The sequence below is a fragment of the Campylobacter sp. US33a genome, assembly GCF_004378855.1.
In the GTDB taxonomy this organism is placed as follows: domain Bacteria; phylum Campylobacterota; class Campylobacteria; order Campylobacterales; family Campylobacteraceae; genus Campylobacter_D.
Window position 1 is genome coordinate 1 of sequence record NZ_RYYL01000014.1, and the last position, 19203, is coordinate 19203.

Annotated in this window: 15 protein-coding genes, 1 tRNA gene and 1 pseudogene; 3 read left to right on the top strand and 14 right to left on the bottom strand. The window is 31.6% G+C overall.

Annotation, left to right across the window (positions count from 1 at the left end; genetic code table 11):
- Positions 1–605 (top strand): annotated as a pseudogene (locus ELQ16_RS10060) (hypothetical protein); the annotation flags it as partial.
- A 105-nt stretch (positions 606–710) separates the two neighbouring features.
- Here the strand turns inward: ELQ16_RS10060 and ELQ16_RS08900 are convergent.
- The 3 genes from ELQ16_RS08900 to nrfH all read right to left on the bottom strand — a co-directional run bounded on the left by ELQ16_RS08900 (position 711) and on the right by nrfH (position 3257).
- A tRNA-Ser gene (locus ELQ16_RS08900) sits at positions 711–800 on the bottom strand.
- 111 nt (positions 801–911) lie between these two features.
- Positions 912–2726, bottom strand: coding sequence for an ammonia-forming cytochrome c nitrite reductase subunit c552 (locus ELQ16_RS08905; RefSeq protein ID WP_134239196.1), 1815 nt, complete (start codon positions 2724–2726; stop codon positions 912–914).
- A gap of 12 nt (positions 2727–2738) precedes the next feature.
- On the bottom strand, positions 2739–3257 hold the full coding sequence (gene nrfH / locus ELQ16_RS08910) for a cytochrome c nitrite reductase small subunit (protein WP_134239197.1): 519 nt from the start codon (positions 3255–3257) through the stop codon (positions 2739–2741).
- Between the two features lie 197 nt (positions 3258–3454).
- Between nrfH and ELQ16_RS08915 the strand changes: the two genes are divergently transcribed.
- Complete coding sequence (locus ELQ16_RS08915) at positions 3455–5545, top strand: RNA degradosome polyphosphate kinase (RefSeq protein WP_134239199.1); 2091 nt, start codon at positions 3455–3457, stop codon at positions 5543–5545.
- Here the strand turns inward: ELQ16_RS08915 and ELQ16_RS08920 are convergent.
- On the bottom strand, positions 5542–6003 hold the full coding sequence (locus ELQ16_RS08920; protein ID WP_134239200.1) for a low molecular weight protein-tyrosine-phosphatase: 462 nt from the start codon (positions 6001–6003) through the stop codon (positions 5542–5544). The two genes, ELQ16_RS08915 and ELQ16_RS08920, sit on opposite strands and share 4 nt — an antisense overlap.
- Before the next feature lie 68 nt (positions 6004–6071).
- On the opposite strand from ELQ16_RS08920, the gene ELQ16_RS08925 reads away from it, so the two are divergent.
- Entirely contained in the window at positions 6072–7253 is a 1182-nt protein-coding gene (locus ELQ16_RS08925) for an MFS transporter (RefSeq protein ID WP_134239202.1), read from the top strand.
- Between the two features lie 9 nt (positions 7254–7262).
- Here ELQ16_RS08925 and ELQ16_RS08930 read toward each other — a convergent pair whose 3' ends face one another.
- The 10 genes from ELQ16_RS08930 to ELQ16_RS10065 form a co-directional block, all read right to left on the bottom strand.
- A complete protein-coding gene (locus ELQ16_RS08930) occupies positions 7263–8870 on the bottom strand; it encodes an LTA synthase family protein (RefSeq protein WP_134239204.1) in 1608 nt (535 codons plus the stop codon).
- A gap of 88 nt (positions 8871–8958) precedes the next feature.
- Complete coding sequence (locus tag ELQ16_RS10345; RefSeq protein ID WP_134239205.1) at positions 8959–9210, bottom strand: hypothetical protein; 252 nt, start codon at positions 9208–9210, stop codon at positions 8959–8961.
- Positions 9211–9249: 39 nt separating this feature from the next.
- Complete coding sequence (locus ELQ16_RS08940) at positions 9250–9729, bottom strand: DNA-deoxyinosine glycosylase (protein ID WP_134239207.1); 480 nt, start codon at positions 9727–9729, stop codon at positions 9250–9252.
- The gene (locus ELQ16_RS08945; RefSeq protein ID WP_134239208.1) at positions 9722–11890 is read right to left on the bottom strand and encodes a polyribonucleotide nucleotidyltransferase; all 2169 of its coding nucleotides are present in this window, start codon (positions 11888–11890) and stop codon (positions 9722–9724) included. Before ELQ16_RS08945 ends, ELQ16_RS08940 begins: the two co-directional genes overlap by 8 nt.
- Positions 11891–11928: 38 nt before the next feature.
- Entirely contained in the window at positions 11929–13980 is a 2052-nt protein-coding gene (locus ELQ16_RS08950; protein WP_134239210.1) for an LPS-assembly protein LptD, read from the bottom strand.
- Positions 13970–14419 (bottom strand): RDD family protein, encoded by a 450-nt coding sequence (locus tag ELQ16_RS08955; protein WP_134239212.1) that lies wholly within the window; start codon positions 14417–14419, stop codon positions 13970–13972. Before ELQ16_RS08955 ends, ELQ16_RS08950 begins: the two co-directional genes overlap by 11 nt.
- Positions 14416–15666: a phosphoribosylamine--glycine ligase gene (gene purD / locus ELQ16_RS08960; RefSeq protein ID WP_134239214.1), complete on the bottom strand. Its 1251-nt coding sequence runs from the start codon at positions 15664–15666 to the stop codon at positions 14416–14418. Before purD ends, ELQ16_RS08955 begins: the two co-directional genes overlap by 4 nt.
- Before the next feature lie 266 nt (positions 15667–15932).
- Positions 15933–17351, bottom strand: coding sequence for a hypothetical protein (locus ELQ16_RS08965; protein WP_134239216.1), 1419 nt, complete (start codon positions 17349–17351; stop codon positions 15933–15935).
- Between the two features lie 106 nt (positions 17352–17457).
- Positions 17458–18993 carry a glutamine-hydrolyzing GMP synthase gene (gene guaA, locus ELQ16_RS08970; RefSeq protein WP_134239217.1) on the bottom strand — a complete coding sequence of 512 codons (1536 nt, stop codon included), beginning with the start codon at positions 18991–18993 and terminating at the stop codon, positions 17458–17460.
- Positions 18994–19006: 13 nt separating this feature from the next.
- Complete coding sequence (locus ELQ16_RS10065; protein ID WP_243832624.1) at positions 19007–19201, bottom strand: lipoprotein; 195 nt, start codon at positions 19199–19201, stop codon at positions 19007–19009.
- Positions 19202–19203: the final 2 nt, after the last annotated feature.

Genomic DNA, 19203 nt, shown 5'->3' on the forward strand with positions numbered 1-19203 from the left:
ATGATTCTTATGCATATAGAGATTTAACAGATGGCATACACAAAAACCCTCTTAAAGCTCAAATGCTAAAAGACTTTGCTAAAAATCCTCCTTATGATGAATTTGGTATGTTACCTTTTCTAGATGAACTTATAGGAGTGGATTGGGTGATAGATGTGAATAAATATCAATTTGCCTATGATGAAAAAGGAAGAGTTAATGATGCTCTAAAAGATGATGTTGAAAAAGGAATACTCAAAGATCCAAGAGATGTAGATTCTACTCCAGAGAGTAGGTGGGAGTTTGACAAAGAGATGGATGCTTATAGGAATGGAATATTAAATGGATATGGTGATAATATGCCTAGTGATTGGACGCAAGAACAAGCAAAATTGTGGTTAGAAACTATGCTTTTGGAAGCCAAACTCGCAGCCCTAACTCCTCCTCAAGGCTATACTAATGCACCTTATTATTACTCTCCCGAAAGATTAGAGTTTATTTACAAAAATCATAATTTAGATAGGCTTCTTGATCCAAGAATCCCTGCTATACATAGATATAATTTCCCGAAAGAACTTAGAGCTAAAATTTTAAAATTTGGTGAAGATAGGGGTATTAGAGATTGATTTTTGACAAATTAGGCAATGCTATAATTTTTTAAATTTAAACTACTTTGATGTCAAAAATAATTAAATTAGATATATAAAAAAGACGATTTAAAAATAAGATAGTGGCGGACAGAGAGGGATTTGAACCCTCGAGACCCGTTAAGATCTGCACCCTTAGCAGGGGTGTGGTTTCAGCCACTCACCCATCTGTCCTTTATTAATAGAAATAAATTGAAATTATACTCAAAATTGATAATAATTAGCTTAAATTTCTAAAATGAGCATAAAAATTTAGGCTCATTCTTAAAGAACAAGCCTAAAAAGTTATTTTTGATCAATAATTTGATAATTATAAGGCACTAAATTTTTATCGTGCTCTAAAAGTTCTTTTGGTGTATTGCCATTAACATTATCATGCTTATAATAACGATCTCCGGCTTTATTACCATTTAAATCCACCTTATAATGAAGCTCGCCTGGATTTAGCTTTTGCATATCCTCAAAACCTAAATCTGAAGTTTTAAAATCTTTTATGCCATTGGCTAATGCAATTTCTACAAGCTTGGTTTGTGCCATTCTAGCCATATCAATGGCTTGTAAAAGCATTCTTGAAGCTTCGCGTGGATTATGAAATCCTGTTGAATTTTCAGCACCCACAAAATCAGCTCTCATTTGAGCTTTTCTTTGAAGCTCTAAAACTTCATTAAGTTCTTTAGAAATTTTAGCCTTAGTATCTTGCTTATAAGCGTCTAATTTTGCAAGCTCTTCTCTTAAAATCTTAGTATCGTTAATCAAACTTACAAGTGCATATTCTGCTTTTCTTAAATCATAAGCTACAGAATTTTGTATATCTTTGATTTGCTTTTTAAGATAATCTTCGCTTTGAGTATGACAAGTCTTGCAGGCCGCGTTGATGTCTTGTAAAGGAGAAGTGATATTATGCTGAGTCATTTTCTTTGCACCTTTTCTAACATAAGGCATATGACAATCCGCACAGCTTACACCATTTGCTGCATGCACGCCACCACTATAAAGCTCACTTTCTGGATGTTGAATTTTAAGCATAGGTGCTTCTGTATATTTATGAGACCAATCTTTATCAAAAACAGATCTTACTTTTTCATAATACTCATCAAACATTTCTATTCTAAATGGTTGCCCCTTTTTCCACTCAGACCAAGGGAAAACTAATTCCAGACCATCTACTTCAATTTGCGTAGGCGCATTGCCATCTCTCCAAGAGTCAACTTCATCATAAGTTTTTTGTGTGCCATTCCACCATTTTTTAGAACTATCATTAGCAATACTCTCTCCCATTACTTTAACCTTAGTTCCAGTTGGTTTAAAATAATACTCCACATGGCATTGAGAACAAACCAAAGTTCTCATCTCTTCTCTTGTAGCTTTAACGCCTTGGATAGGATCTTTTTCATAGCCTCTAGCAACCAAAGCATTTATAGCTGCTGGACGAGTAAGTCTTAAACTCATATCATTTGGATTGTGACAATCTGCACAAGTTACACCCATTCTTTTGCCTCCATGTGGCCCTGAGTGCTCAGGTGAATTTGGTGTGATACCATTTACCGCAGGAACATTTTTAATCATAGTCCAATACTTAGTAGAGTTAAAAGCTATCCAATCATCTTTTGCGACATTTTTCAAAAGCCAAGGAGTCCACCCACTATGACAATTCATACAAGCCGTTGGTTGACCACCAAATCCTGCAAGTCCATGAGAATTTAAGAAGTCTTTGTTATTTCTTGCTGTATCCATTTGATCAACTTGAACCCAAAAATGCCCTCTTTCTTCATTGAAATCAACGCTAAAAGGATATCCCGCCCAAAGAACTGTAAGTTGCGGATAACGCGTTAATTTTGAATAAGATAAATTTCCACCAAATTCAGTCGCAACAGGCTGCTCTTTTTCAACAGTTAAATACATATCTAAATAATCTGGAAAATTTTGACCCCAATGAACAAAAGTAGGATTATCATCACTCATTTCTACAAAATTTTTCGAAAGCACACCGCCAACACCTTCATTTTGTTTTTGTTCTATGTCTTTATTAAGCCATAAAACTGCTGCAATTATAAGAACAAGAATAATAATTGCACTCCATAAAAAACCTTTTTTACTCATTTTACCTCCTTATTAAAATCCGCGTGTATGTCCTACACCCACATGGCAAGATACACAATTTAAAGAATTATCCTTATGAGGATTAGTGCTTGCATTGATAACATTTGTAGCCATTTCAGAATGACAACGCACGCAATTATCTTGAATCATTGCTTTGCTTTTAGCATTTGCACTTAAATTTGCGGGTAACTCATTTAACTTAAAAGTAAAAGCATAAGCATGCCCCAACCCACTTTGTGCCTTTGCAATCCACTTATCCACAAAATCATGTGGCAAATGACAATCATTACAACTTGCTCTTGGTTTACCTGCTATTTTTTGAGAATGCGAAGCCTTTAAATAGTCATTGTAAACCTCATTCATAATATGGCAATTATTACAAGATTCACTTGCATCACTAAAATACGACATTCCTTTGGCATTATAAAATGTATAAGCACCCACAACAAATAAAACCAAAAGCAAAAGTAAGAAAATAGAAAAAAGTTTTCCAAATGCTTTCTTCAAATCAAACCTCCTTCCTTGCTCCATAGAGACTAGACAAACCCTTTGATTGTTATTATAAATAAAAAATTTTAATTTAAATTTAAGGATATATTTACTCTTAATTAATACTTACACATTGGATTTTCGTATTTTATTTAAAAATTTTTATACAAATTTATACCTTTCAAACCTTCAAAATATGTAAAAAATGATAAAATTAGTTTTCATAAAAAGGAGTTACAATGCAAACACAACCTACTATGTTTTTAAATCGAGAGCTTTCTTGGTTAAGATTCAATTCTCGTGTTTTAGATCAATGCTCTAAATCCATTCCTTTGCTAGAAAAACTTAAATTTATAGCAATTTATTGTACAAATTTAGATGAATTTTATATGATAAGAGTGGCAGGATTAAAGCAGCTTTTTGCAGCAGGAGCAAATGCTAGTAGTAGCGACGAAATGACACCTTTAACACAATTAAAAGAAATTCGCAAATACCTAAGTAGAGAAAAAAATTTATTAGAAACTTATTTCACTCAAATCACCAAAGATCTCGAAAAAGAAAATTTATTTATCAAACATTATGAAGAATTGGATACAAATTTAAAAATTAAATGTGATGAATATTTCTTCTCGCATATTTTTCCAGTTATTGTCCCAATAGCTGTCGATACCACACATCCTTTTCCACATCTTAATAATCTTTCTTTTTCTTTAGCTGTTAAACTTTGCGATAACGCACACCCTGAACTTATCAAATTTGGAATGATTAGAATTCCACGCGTTTTGCCACGTTTTTACGAAGCAAGCTCAAATGTCTATGTTCCTATTGAAAGCATAGTTCATCGTCATGCAGAAGAAATTTTTCCAGGTTATAAACTTTTAGCCGCAGCTGCTTTTAGGGTTACAAGAAATGCTGATATTACCATCGAAGAAGAAGAAGCTGATGATTTTATGATGATACTAGAACAAGGCTTAAAACTTCGTAGAAAAGGTGCTTTTGTGCGTTTGCAAATTCAAAAAGATGCGGATGAACAAATCGTTGAATTTTTAACAAGTCATATGAAAATTTTTCACAAAGATATGTATGAGTATTCCATACTACTTAATCTACCAAGCCTTTGGCAAATCGTTGGAAATAAAACCTTTACTCACCTTTTAAGTCCGCTTTATACGCCAAAAGTCTTACCACCTTTTGATGAAAATTTATCTATTTTTGATGCAATCGACAAAGAAGATGTCTTGATTTTGCAGCCTTTTGAAAGCTTTGATCCTGTATATAAATTCATTAAAGAAGCCAGCAAAGATCCCGAAGTTATATCCATAAGAATGACGCTATATAGAGTAGAAAAAAATTCAAACATCGTCCAAGCCCTAATCGATGCAGCAAGTGATGGCAAACAAGTAACGGTTATGGTTGAGTTAAAAGCGCGCTTTGATGAAGAAAACAACTTGCATTGGGCAAAGGCTTTAGAAAATGCAGGCGCACATGTTATTTATGGAATCACCGGATTTAAAGTCCACGCCAAGGTTTCGCAAGTCATACGCAAACAAGGCGAAAAGCTTAAATTTTATATACATTTAAGCACGGGAAATTATAACGCAAGCAGTGCAAAAATTTACACTGATGTAAGTTATTTTACTAGCAAGGCTGAATTTGCCAGAGATACAACAAGTTTCTTTCATATCTTATCAGGTTTTAGCAAAAATCGTCGCTTGCAAACCCTATCTATGAGTCCAAATCAAATCAAAGAAAAAATATTAGAAATGATTAACACAGAAGCACAAAAAGGCGAAGATGGTGTAATTATCGCCAAAATGAATTCCCTTGTTGATAGCGATGTCATCAAAGCTCTTTATGAGGCATCAAATAAGGGTGTTAAAATCGATCTTATTATCCGCGGAATTTGCTGCCTAAGACCAAATGCAGAGTATAGTAAAAACATACGCGTTAGAAGCATTATAGGCAAATACCTTGAACACGCAAGAATATTTTACTTCAAGCACAGTGAGCCAAATTATTTTATCTCGAGTGCGGATTGGATGCCAAGAAATTTAGAACGCCGTTTAGAATTAATGACTCCTATATATGATGAAAGAAGTAAGGCAAAACTGGCTCAAATTTTGCGTTTAGAGCTTAGTGATAATGCCCTAGCTTACGAGCTTGACAATGAAGGAGAATACCACAAAATTATTCCAAAAGAAAATGAGAAAATTTTAGATTCCCAACAAACACTAGAAGATTATGTCAGTAAAATTTATAAAACTCTCAAAAAAGATACGGATCAAACTCGTGCAACCCATCTTGCTTCTAAGCTTTTCAAAGAAAGCTAAATTTCATCTTCTAGGGTTTGCAAAAAATTTTTGCAGGCCTTAGAAATAATCTCATAAGTTTCATCAAAATTTCCACTATACCAAGGATCTGGGACCTCATCATAGCCCAAATTCTTAGCAAAATCAATAATTTTAAAAGTTTTATTTTTTGCTCCTTGAAAATTCTTTATAACATGATTAAAATTGGAATTATCCATAGTAATTAAAAAATCGCTTTCATCACAAAGCTTTTGAGTCAGTCGTTTGCTCGTAAAATTTTGATGCTCTATATTTAAGCTTACAAGTTTATTTTTAGTGCCTCCGTGCATTCCTTCTCCATCGTGCTCTCCAGAAGTTCCTGCACTTGTAATGCTAAATTTCTCTTCTAAATTCGCTTTTTTAATTAAATCTTTCATAACAAATTCTGCCATAGGTGAACGGCAAATATTTCCCAAACATACAAAAGTTATTTTTTTCATTTATATCCTTCATTTTTAATTTAAAATTATAGAAAATATCATACAATATTTTTTATGGATAAAACAATATGAATCATTTTCAAAAAACTTTATTAATATGTTGGTTTGGGGTTTTTACCACAAGTATGGGGCTTAGTCAAATCGCTCCAATTTTACCCTTGTTTATGAGAGAACTAGGACTTGTCAAACTTAGTGATATTAGCTTTTATTCTGGGCTTGCCTTTGGCATTACTCCGCTAGGAATGGCTATATTTTCTCCACTTTGGGCATATTTGGGTGCAAAATATGGATACAAAAATATGCTTTTAAGGGCTAGCTTTGGGATGTCTATTTTAAGTTTATGGCTTAGCTTTGCTAATAGTGCCACAGAAGTGGTTTTAATCCGTGCTTTAACGGGCATTATTTCAGGCTTTACCTCAGCAGCAGTTGTTTTTATTGCTGTTATTTCACCCAAAGAAAAAGTTGCTTATGCACTAGGAACGCTTTCTACAGCTTCAATTAGTGGAAGTTTAATTGGGCCTTTATTTGGAGGGTTTATTGCGGAATTTTTTAGTATTAGATTTGTTTTTGATCTCATAGCTTTTTTGATCACTTGTTCTTTCATTACAATTTTTATATTTATCAAAGAAAATAAAAACCAAAAAGAACTCAAAAAATACAACGAAGATACAAAAACAAACAAAACCCTTATTGCTATACTTTTTATCACTACTTTTATCATACAATTTGGCACTTTTGGAAGCATTCCCATGCTAAGCATTTTTGTTGGCGAAATTTATCAAGGAGAATATTTGGCCTTTTGGACAGGTATAGTTGTCGCAGCAAGCGGGATAAGTAATTTATTTTTCGCACCAAAATTAGGAAAAATTGCTGATAAAATCGGTCCTAGCAAGGTTATATTTAGCTCTTTGGTATTTTGCGGAATTTGTTTTTATTTGCAAAACTTAGCCTTAAATATTTATAGCCTCATCATATTTCGTTTGCTTATAGGTGTAGGGCTTGGTGGACTTTTACCTTGTGTTAATGCTTTACTTAAAAAAAGTGTGAGTGCAAAAAATTTAAGCGTCATTTTTGGTTTTAATCAAAGTGCACAATTCATAGGAAATTTCGTAGGAGCCTTTGGTAGTGGTATCATAGGCTCTCATTTTGGTGTAAAAATTGTTTTTATCAGCGTTGCCTTGCTTTTTATCCTTAATGCTATTTTATTTTTCATTTTTGAAAGAAAATATATTTTTTCAAAAAAATTGTAATTTTTTACATCATTTTGCAATGCCTAAGCGATAAGCTAATTGATACAAGTTAAACTCTTTATATAATTTAGCAAAGTCCTTATGATAAATATCTAGCTCAAAAGCCTTATTTGTATCTTTTATCGTAGAATTATTTTCAAAGTAATAACCCTTATCATTGCTATAAACTCCATTTTCATCCATCCAAACCATTTCATTAAAACCAAATTCTAATCTTTTATTTTCTGGCTTTAAAAGCATACTTTTTCCACCCAAACTCAAATACTCTACTTCGCTTAAAGTTAAATTATAAAGCGTTGGAAAAATGTCCTTATGTGAACCTATACGATTTTTATCATAATAAATATTATCTTGTAATTTTTTTGGCACATAAAGATAAAATGGCACGCTATAAGCAAAAGCTTTTTCATGATTTAAGTCCATTTTTATATCCCTAAAACGATGATCGCCTGTTGCAGCAATAATAATATTTTCTTTAAAATCACTACCCTTTACAAGATCTAAAAATTTACCAAATTCATCATTAGCATACGCATAGGTTTTTAAAGCATTTTTAGGATTTTTAATGATAAATTGATCTAAAATTTCTTTTTCTACCAAATTTTCATCAAATAATTTTTCCTTGCTCTCATGTACATAAGGACGATGCGTTGAAATGCTTAAGGAAATCACTAAAGTTGGCTTTGTGGCGTTTTTAAAAATAGAATAAATCTTTTTGTACATAAACTCATCAGCAATTCCGTATTTGTGTTTTGTTGCTCTAGCCTCACTAAATTCACTCATCAAGGTATTTTCATCTATAATTAAATCAGCCCCTTGATACCTAAAATAATTCCCAAGATTATACCAAGAGGCATTACCACTATAAACAAAAACTATATCATAGCCTGCATTTTTATATACCTGCAAAGGAGTATATTTTAAAATTTTCTTTTGCATTAAGCCGTTTGATATGATATTTGGACTTAAAAAAACTAAACGATTTAAACTTTCTATAGTATTATTTGCACTAGATAAAAATCTTTTAAAGACAAAATCTTCTTTAAAATGCCTATCAAGTCTTCCTAACAAATTATGTTTTTCATTGCTAAATTCCAACATATTTAAGCCAAAGCTTTCTAAAATATTTAAATATATATGATTTTTCGCATGATTTGCATTTTTATAAGTGCTATCAAACATAGTAAAAAGCTCTTTTTCAAAATCTTTAAGCTCTGCTAAATCAACGCTTTTAAAATGCTGCTGTCCTCTATGCTCCTTATAGGCCCATGATAATGCCATAAGAGGATTTGTAGAAATTTCATTAAAAGCTTTTATGATGCTAAACTCATAGCTTGAAGCTCTTAAAGCATTATAAGTAAAATGCCCTCTTAATGCAATTATATAAGCATAAATAAGAAACAAATTTAATACAACAAATAAATATTTATTGAGTTTTATTGCTTTAAATTTTAAATGCATTATTTTTATATTTAACCAAAAAGCAAAAACACCAAAGAATAACGCTAAAAAGATAATTTTAATAATAGGATAATCATCAAAAATTATAGACAAAATAGCATTTGTATCATCATCTTTTAAACTAAAGATAAAAATGTCTATTTTACTTCCATACATTTGAAAATAATAATAATGGATAAAAGCAAAAAGTATAAATAAAAAGCTAAGAAAGAAGATATAAAAGCTAGAAATATAATTGTAAATTTTAGCGATTACCCCCCCCCGTCATAGCAAATTTGCTTTTAGTGAGTGCAAAATTAAAATAACTCAAAAAGCCACATAAAAATAAAGGTAAAAAAGCCACACTAAGAGTTCTCATATCATGCCCTAAGCCATAAATATAAGTCATAAGTGAATTTTTACCCACTAAATTACTCAACATAAAAAATCTAGTTATGGCAAAAATAGCCATAAATATAAAACTAAAACAAAGAATTTGCAATACAATTTTTCTCATTTTTCCTCCTTTAAATAAAATACTAAATATAGCATAAATTTATAGAAATCTTTTAATCACTTGATATTCTTGCAACAATTGCTCAAAGGAAAAATTTAAATTTGCTGGAGAGCTTGAAGGCAAAGAAATGGCTTGCAAATTAGGATAAAATTTTTGAAAAAGTTTATAAGCTATTTTTCCTGTTGTGAAAATAGCTCCTATATTTGCTTGATTTAAAATTAAATTTAAATCATTGGCTTTTGCAAAACTTATTGTTTTATCGTCTGAATTTTTAATTTTACAACTTGCGATAATATCCCAAAGTGCTATTTTTTCTTGTTTTAAAAAAGCCTTTTGTGTCTGAATGGTTTTTAACTCGGTATCAAAAAGTTTTTCAAGTATACCCCAAAAACGATTTCTTGGGTGTTGATAGTAAAATCCAAATTCTTTAGATTTTACAGAAGGAAAAGAACCTAAAATTAAAATTTTAGAATTCTCATCAAAAAAAGGTTCAAAAGGATGAGTCGCAAACTCACTCACTTAATAAATCCACCGAAATTTTACCATTTTTAATTTCGCTAATTTTAACTCTAAGTTTATCACCTTCATGCAATTTTTCTTTAATCTTGGAACTATGCAGCAAACCATCTACCCCATCTCTAAGCTCGACAAAGACACCAAAAGTCGCAACTTTTTTCACTATGCCATTAAATTCCTCCCCCACTTCAAAGCCCGAAATGTCTTTTTCTTTGCTGAATTTTTTGTTTTTATTAGCACTTGTAATGCTGATAATATAATCCTTAGCGGCTTTTACTTGATCATTTTTTCCACCTGCGATTTTTACTTCGCCTTTTTCCCTATCTAAATCAATAGAAACATCAAATTTTTCAATAATTTCTTTAATTGTTTTTCCTGCTTGACCAATGATATCTACAATTTTTGAAGGATCAACGCTAAAAAGTTCAAGCTTTGGCAAGATATCATCATTTACCACAATATCTTGTTGTGCTTCTTCCATGATATTTAAAATATGTATTCTAGCTTCTTTGGCTTGATATAAAGCTTCTTTTAAAATTTCTTTATCAATTCCACCAAGCTTAATATCCATTTGCAAAGCACTCACTCCATCTTTGCTACCGGCAACTTTAAAATCCATATCTCCATCATGATCTTCCAAACCCATAATATCCGTTAAAATTGCATATTTTTCGCCTTCAAAAACAAGTCCCATTGCAACGCCTGCAACTAATTTTACAGTCTCAACACCTGCAGCACGAAGTGCCAAAGCACCACCACAAACTGTCGCCATTGAGCTAGAACCATTACTTTCTAAAATTTCCGAAACCAAACGAATAGTATAAGGATATTTTTCATCTATACTTGGTGACAAGGCTCTTTTAGCTAAATTTCCATGTCCTAATTCCCTTCTACCAGGAGCTTTGATAGGGCTTGCCTCACCAACTGAAAACCCTGGAAAATTATAATTAACCATAAATCGCTCGCTTATAGGATTTTTTTCACATAAAAGCTCATACATCTGTGCATCATTATCACTTCCCAAAGTTGCCACAACCAAAGCCTGAGTTTGTCCTCTAGTAAAAAGACAAGAACCATGTGCATTTGGTAAAATATTTGTTTCAATGCTAATTGGACGCACTTCATTTAAAGCCCTACCATCCGCTCTTTTTCTTTCGTTAATGATTTGCTCTCTGACTATTTTTCTTTTTATTTGTGATAAATTTTTAAGTACATCCTCTTCTTGCCATTCTTTTTGTGTGACTATCTCAGTGCTTAAAATATCTTTTGCTATTTTGTTTAACTCACTAGCTCTTTCGCTTTTTGCCATTTGATTGATAGCATTTTTAAGCTCTTGAGTATAATTATTGGCTATAAATTCATAAAGCTCTGGATTTTCTTCTTCAATTTTAAAATCCAAATTTGCTTGTTTTTTATGCGAAGAAAAAGCTTCTTCATAAGCATTAGAACCATTTAAAATTGCTTTTTGTGCTAAATTTAAAGCTTGTAAAATCTCATCCTCGCTTAATTCATTCATACTTTGCTCGCAAAGATTAACTTCACTCATCACATCCACAAAAGGAGTAACCACAGGCAAAATCGCATCATCTTGTGTGCTTAAAGTTCTCATTTCTATCATTAAAAGTTCATCTTTAACCCCTGCAACATAAAGATCCAAAGTACTCTCTTTAAGTTTGGAATTACTAGGATTTAAAATAAATTCATTATCAATTTTTGCTATGCGAACACCACAAACTGGAGCTTTGATAGGAATGTCGCTAAGATAAAGTGCAACACTTGCGGCATTTAAACTCATAACTTGTAAATCCACTTCCTCATCTGCAGATAAAACCATAACAGTAATTTGGGTAGGGTAAGCATAACCTTTAGGAAAAAGAGGTCTTAAGCTTCTATCAATAATTCTAGCACTTAGTGTTTCGTGATCTGTTGGCTTGGTTTCTCTTTTGACATAACCGCCAGGAATTTTACCTGCTGCATAAGCTTTTTCTATATATTGCACAGTTAAGGGCAAAAAATCTTCTTCTACAACCTTTTCTTCCCTAGCTACAGTGGCCAATACAACACTTTTGCCTAAACGCATCAATACAGATCCACAAGCTTGTTTTGCAACCTTATTAACATCATAAATTTCAAGATGATTATTTACCTCTATAGAATATTGCATTATTTTCCTTTAAAACTTTAATTAAACCAGATGATAAACTATGGATTTGCTAATTTATTCTCTGCTTCATCTAACGATAAATCATACTTTACTCCACCCAATGGATAAAAGTTGAAAACAAAATAAAAACCACTTTGAGTTTTTGCCTTAATACCACCACTAGTAAGCTGCGGATCAATTCTTTCTCTATACATTAAAGAATAATTCCAGCATTTTCTTTGATAGGTATAGCCCACTTCCCACATATTAGGATGTGCTCTTTGAGTATCAAACCAAATTCCACTAAAAATTTTATAATTATAATTATAAATATAATCAGCCCTAGTGCCTATAAAACTGTATTTTCCATCAATATCGTTGCGGTAAGCATGAGAGAAAGTCCAATTTAAATTTTGTGTACTAAATTCTAGTTGACTTAAAACCTTATCAAATCTTCCTTGAATTTGAGAATATCTTGATTCGTTATTTAAAGAAATATTTTCATTAAAATAATAGGTTAAGATATTATCAACACTACCCAAACGATCTCTATCATTATAATAATTTAAACCTAGTCTGTGTTTTAGTTTTTTCTGCCCTTGGGCATTGTAAAAATATTGCACTATTCTAAAACTTGTTTGCTCTTCCTTATCTTCATAATCCAAGTAATTTTCTGTAATTTTTCCTGAAGTAGAACCAGGCAAATAATAATTAAGTTCTAAAAATACAGTATGATAAAAATTCTCATATGGCTTAGAAAGTTCTGTATATAAAGTAAGCTCATGAGAATTACGATATAAATGCTCATTGTCAATTTCTGGATTATTAGAATAATTCACAAAAGAAGCGTATAAATACTCAGTAAAAGTTAATTGCAAATAGTCATCAAAAAAGCTCGTATGATAACTTAATGGTAATTCTAAATTAAGTTGAGTAGAATAAGTTCCAATTTTTCTATAATAATTATGAAAACTCGCATCAAAAGAATATTGCAAATGTTCACTAAACAAAGTATCTAAGAATCTATGATACTGGAAAGATGGAAATTCTTGTAAAGTATCACTATTGCTAGTTTTTGAGGTATCAATATAGTATTTTGCATACATACCATAATAATTACTATCGTCTGCCAAATAATAATTAATCTTTGAAGTTACCAAAGAAGTCATATCTCTAAAATCTCTACGACCCAAATTTAAATAATCCACATCATTTAAATAAATCGCATCAATCCACAGACCTTCTTGAAATTCATCGCTTAATAAAGATCGCACTAAATCATTTCTGGAATATTTCAATTCAATACCCATATGAGTTTGATTTTCTAAATTTTCATCTCTAAAATAGCTAGAATTTTCCCTAAAAGCTCCAAAATTAATCTCACCCATTGAATGAGGTGAATCTAAAAATCTTAAAGTTGTATAAGCACCAAAACCTCTATTAGTTCTAACTTGGGGTGTAAATTCTAAGTCCCAATTTGAATCAAAAACAAAATAAATTGGCTGCTCATAAAACAAACCTTCACTTGAATTTACAGACATTCTAGGCACTAAAAGACCACTTCTGCGATTTGTATCTATACTAAAACCAAGATAAGGCAAGTAAAAAACGGGAATATTTTTTATATATAATCTTGCATTGTAAAGATGAACGAAATTATTTTCCCTATTAAGTCTACCTTCGCTAAATTTAATTTTCCAATCAGGATCTTCAACATTACAACTTGAAACCACTGAATTTTTGCCATCAAAATAATGATTGTCTAAATAGCTATTTTTACTTTTAAACCAAACTTCTACATCACTATTAGCAAAAAAAAACTCTTCAAAACTTGCTTCATTGGAGTCTAATTTTATTTTGGCATATTCTGAATGAGATCTTTCATTTTTCCCTCTTAGAATATTCACATCGCCAAAAAGCTCGATGACCTTTGTTTCTTCATTATATATTGCTTTATTTGCAGTAATCATATACAAATCAGAAAAAACTAAAACTTCTGACTCGGCTTTTAAAATCGCTCCTTCTTTTTTTACATCCAAAGCATAAATATCTACTTCAGCCGCATATAAACTTGCACAGGCAATTACACTCAGGGCTAATTTACGCAACATCAATCACCACTGTTTTAGCAAAATAATCCTGCCAAGTTTTACGCTCTTGATTGCCAAATGCCCAAACATATCCCAACATAAAAAGCATCTCGCTTAATTGTTTCCCTGCGGCTCTAAAAATACTTTGCATTAAATTAGGCTTATCAAGCATCACCTCATCAATAACTTGTATTTTACATATCATTTTGCCCAAACTTGCTCCGTATAAATACACAAAAAGGGTATGATAAAAAAATTGCAAAAGCATTATAAAAAAAGAATATTTTTGCAAATTGAAAGCAAAATCTTCTGGAGTTTGAAATTCAATCTTATCAAACATCATTACAATCACCACAAGACTTAAAATAATATTATCTAAAATGAACGCCACAATTCTCTTTGGAAAACTTGCAAGGCTTAAATTTTCTCTTTCAAGCCTATCTAAAATACTTTCTTTCATTTAATAACCTGAAAAGCAATATCTTTTCTAAATTGCTTGCCTTTAAAATCTACATTTTCACAAAGCTTATAAGCCTTATCTCTAGCTTCTTTAATGTCTTTACCAATGCCCACACAAACCAAAACTCTTCCGCCATCTGCCATAAGTTTATCTTGCTCTAAACTCACACCAGCATAAGAAATATGAGTATCTTGCGGGATATCTTTAACTAAAATTTCACTTTTTGGAGAAGATTTATAAGGATAATTTTGGCTTGCACAAACCACACCAACAGCATATTCTTTCTTAATATTAATCTTTGTGTGTCTAATACGCTTTTGAACGCTTGCCAAAATAAGCTCTAAAGGATCTTCAATCAAAGGCATTAGCACTTCACATTCAGGATCGCCAAAACGCACATTATATTCCAAAACATAAGGCTTTTCATTTGCAACCATAAGTCCTAAAAATAACACTCCGCTGAATTCAGCACCCTCTTTTTTCATTCCCGCTAAAGTAGGAATGATAATATCTTTTTTAACCTTCCTTAATAATTTTTCACTTGCTAAAGAACTTGGTGCATAAGCCCCCATTCCACCAGTATTTGGTCCCTCATCATTATCGAGTAATTTTTTATGATCTTGAGCTACAGGCAAAAGCACAAAATCATTTCCATCACACACCGCAAAAACACTTAATTCAAAACCATTTAAAAACTCTTCAATGACTACAAGCTTGCCAGCATCACCAAAGCTTTTTCCGCTTAGCATATCTTTAGTTGCCTCAATAGCCTCATTATGTGTTTTGGCAATAATCACACCCTTTCCCGCACAAAGCCCATCTGCTTTTACCACTATAGGAGGAGTTAATTTCTCTATAAACTGAACTGCTTTTGAAAGATTTGTAGTGCTTAAAAACTTTGCTGTTTTAATTTTATATTTTTTTAAAAAATTTTTCATAAAAGATTTAGAAGTTTCAAGCATTGCAGCTGCTTTTGTTGGACCAAAAATAGGTATATCATTTTGCTTAAAAAGATCAACCACGCCTTCAGCTAAAAAACTCTCACTTCCAACAATACAAAGATCAATATCTTTATTCTTAGCATACACAGATAAAACATAAATATCTTGGGTTTTAATATTAGTTCCTAATTTTTCAGTTGCACCATTTCCTGGAGCAAAAAATAGTTCCAAATCTGTTTTAGAGCGTTTTAAAGCTAAAGCTATCGAATATTCTCTCGCTCCACTACCTAAGATCAAAATTTTCATCTTTTCTCCTTACAATAACCCAAATGGCCGTTATGCAAAATATGACCCCAAAAAGTCAAGAAAAACCGTTAGGTCATTTTTAAAGGCTGCAACTTCTCGTTTTCTCAAAAAAACTCAAACGAAGCCACAGACACGGTAAACAACACATCACAGTTAAATAAAAATTTGTTGGATCTTTTTAAACAAGGACGAACCATTTAGGCGACAAGGATTATAACAAATTTAGCTTAAAATTATGCTATATATTATCCATAATTCATCAAAATTTAAATAAGTTTAAATTTCGTTTTACCTTGTTTATCAAAATGTTTGCCTTCCAAAATAATATCCGCAGCACTTTCCCAAACTGTCTTTTCGTCAATATACACAACATCAAAGCTATTATCCCTCATCAAAGATTGATAATTAACTTTTTTAGGAGCGTGCTTAACAATAAAATAAGGGTTTAAAGTAAAAATTTGAATCTTAATCTTGCATAGTAAATCCAAATCATTACTCACTACCAAAAAATTTTTTCTATGTTCTTGGGTAATTTTTTGAATATAAGTATAAAGTTTTTGATCAATAGGATTTAAAGAAGATTTATTTAAACGACTCAAATAATGCTCCGCAAAAGACAAAGCACAAAAAGAATTTTCCATATTGCTACGATTAAAATACGAATTTTTAACACCTGAAGATTTTAGGGACAATTGCCAAATTTTAATATCCATCATCGTTGCACAAAGATTTAAACCACTAACAATCTTAGAAAAAAGTTTTTCTCTTGAAATTTTAAAAGCATTTTCAAAAACAGTGTAATTTTTTTTATAAAAATTTTCCCTTAAAGCCTCTAATTTTTCTATAGATTTTTTATAATATTCAACTTCCTCATTTAATTTCTCTATTTTTTCTTGTTTGGCCTGAATTTTTGCCTCATCAGCACTATTCGTTTTTTTTAAATTAAGCTCTAATCTTAAAGTTTTTACTTGATGTTCTACAGCATTTAAACGATTTTTTCTTGTATCTATAGTAGAAACCAAAGCTTGATAATGGCACTGCAAAGATAAAAAAATTTCATTAAAAATTTTTGAAATATTAATAACTTTTTGTTTATCTTTCATATCATTGTAAGAATTTTCAAGATGCATCATAATACTTTTTAAAGCAGCAAATTGAGATTGATCAATAGAATTATCCATAAAAATAAGGGTATCGAATACCTTATTTAAAAAACGCTTAATAATCAAATAATCCAAAATACAAGGAATTTCCTTCTCATTATCAAGATTAGCTTTTAAAGCCTCAACAGAAAGTATCTCGCCTGAAAAATAATTCTGTATAGCTTGTGCTACAGAAAAATTCAAAGGTACTTCTTCGATATTGTCATAATCTGTGCTTCTATAAAGTTGTGTAATATAAGCACTGCGTCTTGAACTTTGCAAATCTTCTAATTCATCATCATTATCGCTACGCCAAAAATCTTGCTCTGTTATAAAACTTCCTTCTTTAAAATCCTGAAATTTAGAAGGACGAATCCCTGTAATTCTCTTACCATCAGAGTGAAATTCCACAAACATACCCGCACTTGGCATACTTCTTTTATCATGCCAAATTTGACGATTAAAATCAAAAAAAGTTTTTGCAAGATTCATAACAGTTCCTCTGCCCGTAGAATCCATATAAACCATTATTTTACCGTGCATATCACTCCTTAAAATACCTAATTTTAGCAAATACTTTACTAAAGTATCGGTTTTATTCTATTTAACTTGTTAAATTTTAAAACTTATTTTCGCACAATGTTACTTTTTATTCCCATTCTATCGTTGCTGGTGGTTTACTTGAAATATCATACACCACACGATTAATGCCTTCAACTTCATTTATAATACGACGAGAAATATTTTCCAAAATTTCATAAGGTAAATGCGAAAAAGTAGCTGTCATTCCATCACTTGCATCTACAATGCGTATACAAATGGCATTATCATAGGTGCGATTATCACCCATAACTCCAACACTTTTTACATTTAAAAGCACACAAAATGCTTGCCAAGTTTTATCATACCATCCGGTACTTCTTAGCTCTTCAAGCAAAATCACATCCGCTTTACGCAACAAATCAAGGCTTGGACGATTAACTTCTCCCATAATGCGTATAGCAAGTCCTGGACCTGGAAAAGGATGACGATACACAACCTCTTTGCTAAGCCCTAACTCAAGTCCTAAAGCTCTAACCTCATCTTTAAAAATTTCTTTTAACGGCTCTATAAGTTTTAAATTCATCTTTTCAGGTAATCCCCCTACATTATGATGACTTTTGATAGTTTTACCCGCCCCAATAACAGAACTTTCTATGATATCTGTATAAAGAGTACCTTGAGCTAAATACTTCACATCTTTGTGTTTTTTTGCCTCTTCTTCAAAAACTTCTATGAAAGTATTGCCTATAATTTTGCGTTTTTGTTCAGGATCAGTAATTCCCGCCAAACGACTTAAGAAAATTTCACTCGCATCAATACTTATAAGATCAATCCCTAAAGTATTTTTAAACATATATTCTACTTGTTCTCTTTCGCCACTTCTTAAAAGCCCATTATCCACAAAAACAACTATAACTTGTTCTTTAATTGCACTAGCCAAAAGTGCTGCAACCACACTACTATCCACTCCACCACTCACAGCACAAAGAACTTTATCGCTTCCTACTTCTTCGCGAATTTTTTCTGCTTGAGTTTTAGCAAAAGATCCCATATTCCAAATACTTTCACAATTACAAGCATACTTAGCAAAATTTTTTAATATACTCTTTCCAAACTCGCTATGTTGTACTTCTGGATGAAATTGCAAAGCAAAAAATTTGCGTTTTTCATCGCCAAAAACACAAAATGGACTATTTTCGCTAGTAGCTAAAACTTCAAATCCTTGTGGTAAATTTTCTACTTTATCGGAATGACTCATCCAGACAATTTGTTTTTTTGGTAAATTTTTAAACAAATCACTGTCTTTTTTTATATCAATACTCGCTTTACCATATTCTTTGTGTCCTGCTGGGGCAACATTTGCTCCAAACTGATGTGCCATAAGTTGCATACCATAACAAATTCCCAAAATCGGAATATTTAATTCAAAAACCCCTTTATCACAAAAATAAGCATCGGTAGCATAAACACTTGCTGGTCCACCACTTAAAATAAGCCCTTTTGGCTCTTTCGCCTTAATATCGGCCAAACTCACATTAAAAGGCAAAATTTCAGCATAAACGCCTTGCTCTCTTAATCTTCTTGCAATCAGCTGTGTATATTGCGAACCAAAATCCAAAACTAAAATATCTGCTTTTTTCATTTTTTCCTTTCTTTTACCAACGATTGATTTGTTTATATTCTTTAATTTCCTTCACGCTACCATTATCATCCTTAATCTCATAAAAAGGATCTCCTTTATAACCACAAGCACTCAGAAAAATTAATAAAAAAAATGCTAAAATTACCCTATGAAAACACAAAGCAAACTTTATCATTCTTCCGCCATTATAAAACAAATGATTTCTCATAA

Coding starts and splice junctions, on each gene's coding strand:
- ELQ16_RS08905 (WP_134239196.1), bottom strand. CDS start 2,726: ATGAGTAAAAAAGGTTTTTTATGGAGTGCAATTATTATTCTTGTTCTT.
- nrfH (WP_134239197.1), bottom strand. CDS start 3,257: ATGGAGCAAGGAAGGAGGTTTGATTTGAAGAAAGCATTTGGAAAACTT.
- ELQ16_RS08915 (WP_134239199.1), top strand. CDS start 3,455: ATGCAAACACAACCTACTATGTTTTTAAATCGAGAGCTTTCTTGGTTA.
- ELQ16_RS08920 (WP_134239200.1), bottom strand. CDS start 6,003: ATGAAAAAAATAACTTTTGTATGTTTGGGAAATATTTGCCGTTCACCT.
- ELQ16_RS08925 (WP_134239202.1), top strand. CDS start 6,072: ATGAATCATTTTCAAAAAACTTTATTAATATGTTGGTTTGGGGTTTTT.
- ELQ16_RS08930 (WP_134239204.1), bottom strand. CDS start 8,870: ATGTATGGAAGTAAAATAGACATTTTTATCTTTAGTTTAAAAGATGAT.
- ELQ16_RS10345 (WP_134239205.1), bottom strand. CDS start 9,210: ATGAGAAAAATTGTATTGCAAATTCTTTGTTTTAGTTTTATATTTATG.
- ELQ16_RS08945 (WP_134239208.1), bottom strand. CDS start 11,890: ATGCAATATTCTATAGAGGTAAATAATCATCTTGAAATTTATGATGTT.
- ELQ16_RS08950 (WP_134239210.1), bottom strand. CDS start 13,980: ATGTTGCGTAAATTAGCCCTGAGTGTAATTGCCTGTGCAAGTTTATAT.
- ELQ16_RS08955 (WP_134239212.1), bottom strand. CDS start 14,419: ATGAAAGAAAGTATTTTAGATAGGCTTGAAAGAGAAAATTTAAGCCTT.
- purD (WP_134239214.1), bottom strand. CDS start 15,666: ATGAAAATTTTGATCTTAGGTAGTGGAGCGAGAGAATATTCGATAGCT.
- ELQ16_RS08965 (WP_134239216.1), bottom strand. CDS start 17,351: ATGCACGGTAAAATAATGGTTTATATGGATTCTACGGGCAGAGGAACT.
- guaA (WP_134239217.1), bottom strand. CDS start 18,993: ATGAAAAAAGCAGATATTTTAGTTTTGGATTTTGGTTCGCAATATACA.
- ELQ16_RS10065 (WP_243832624.1), bottom strand. CDS start 19,201: ATGAGAAATCATTTGTTTTATAATGGCGGAAGAATGATAAAGTTTGCT.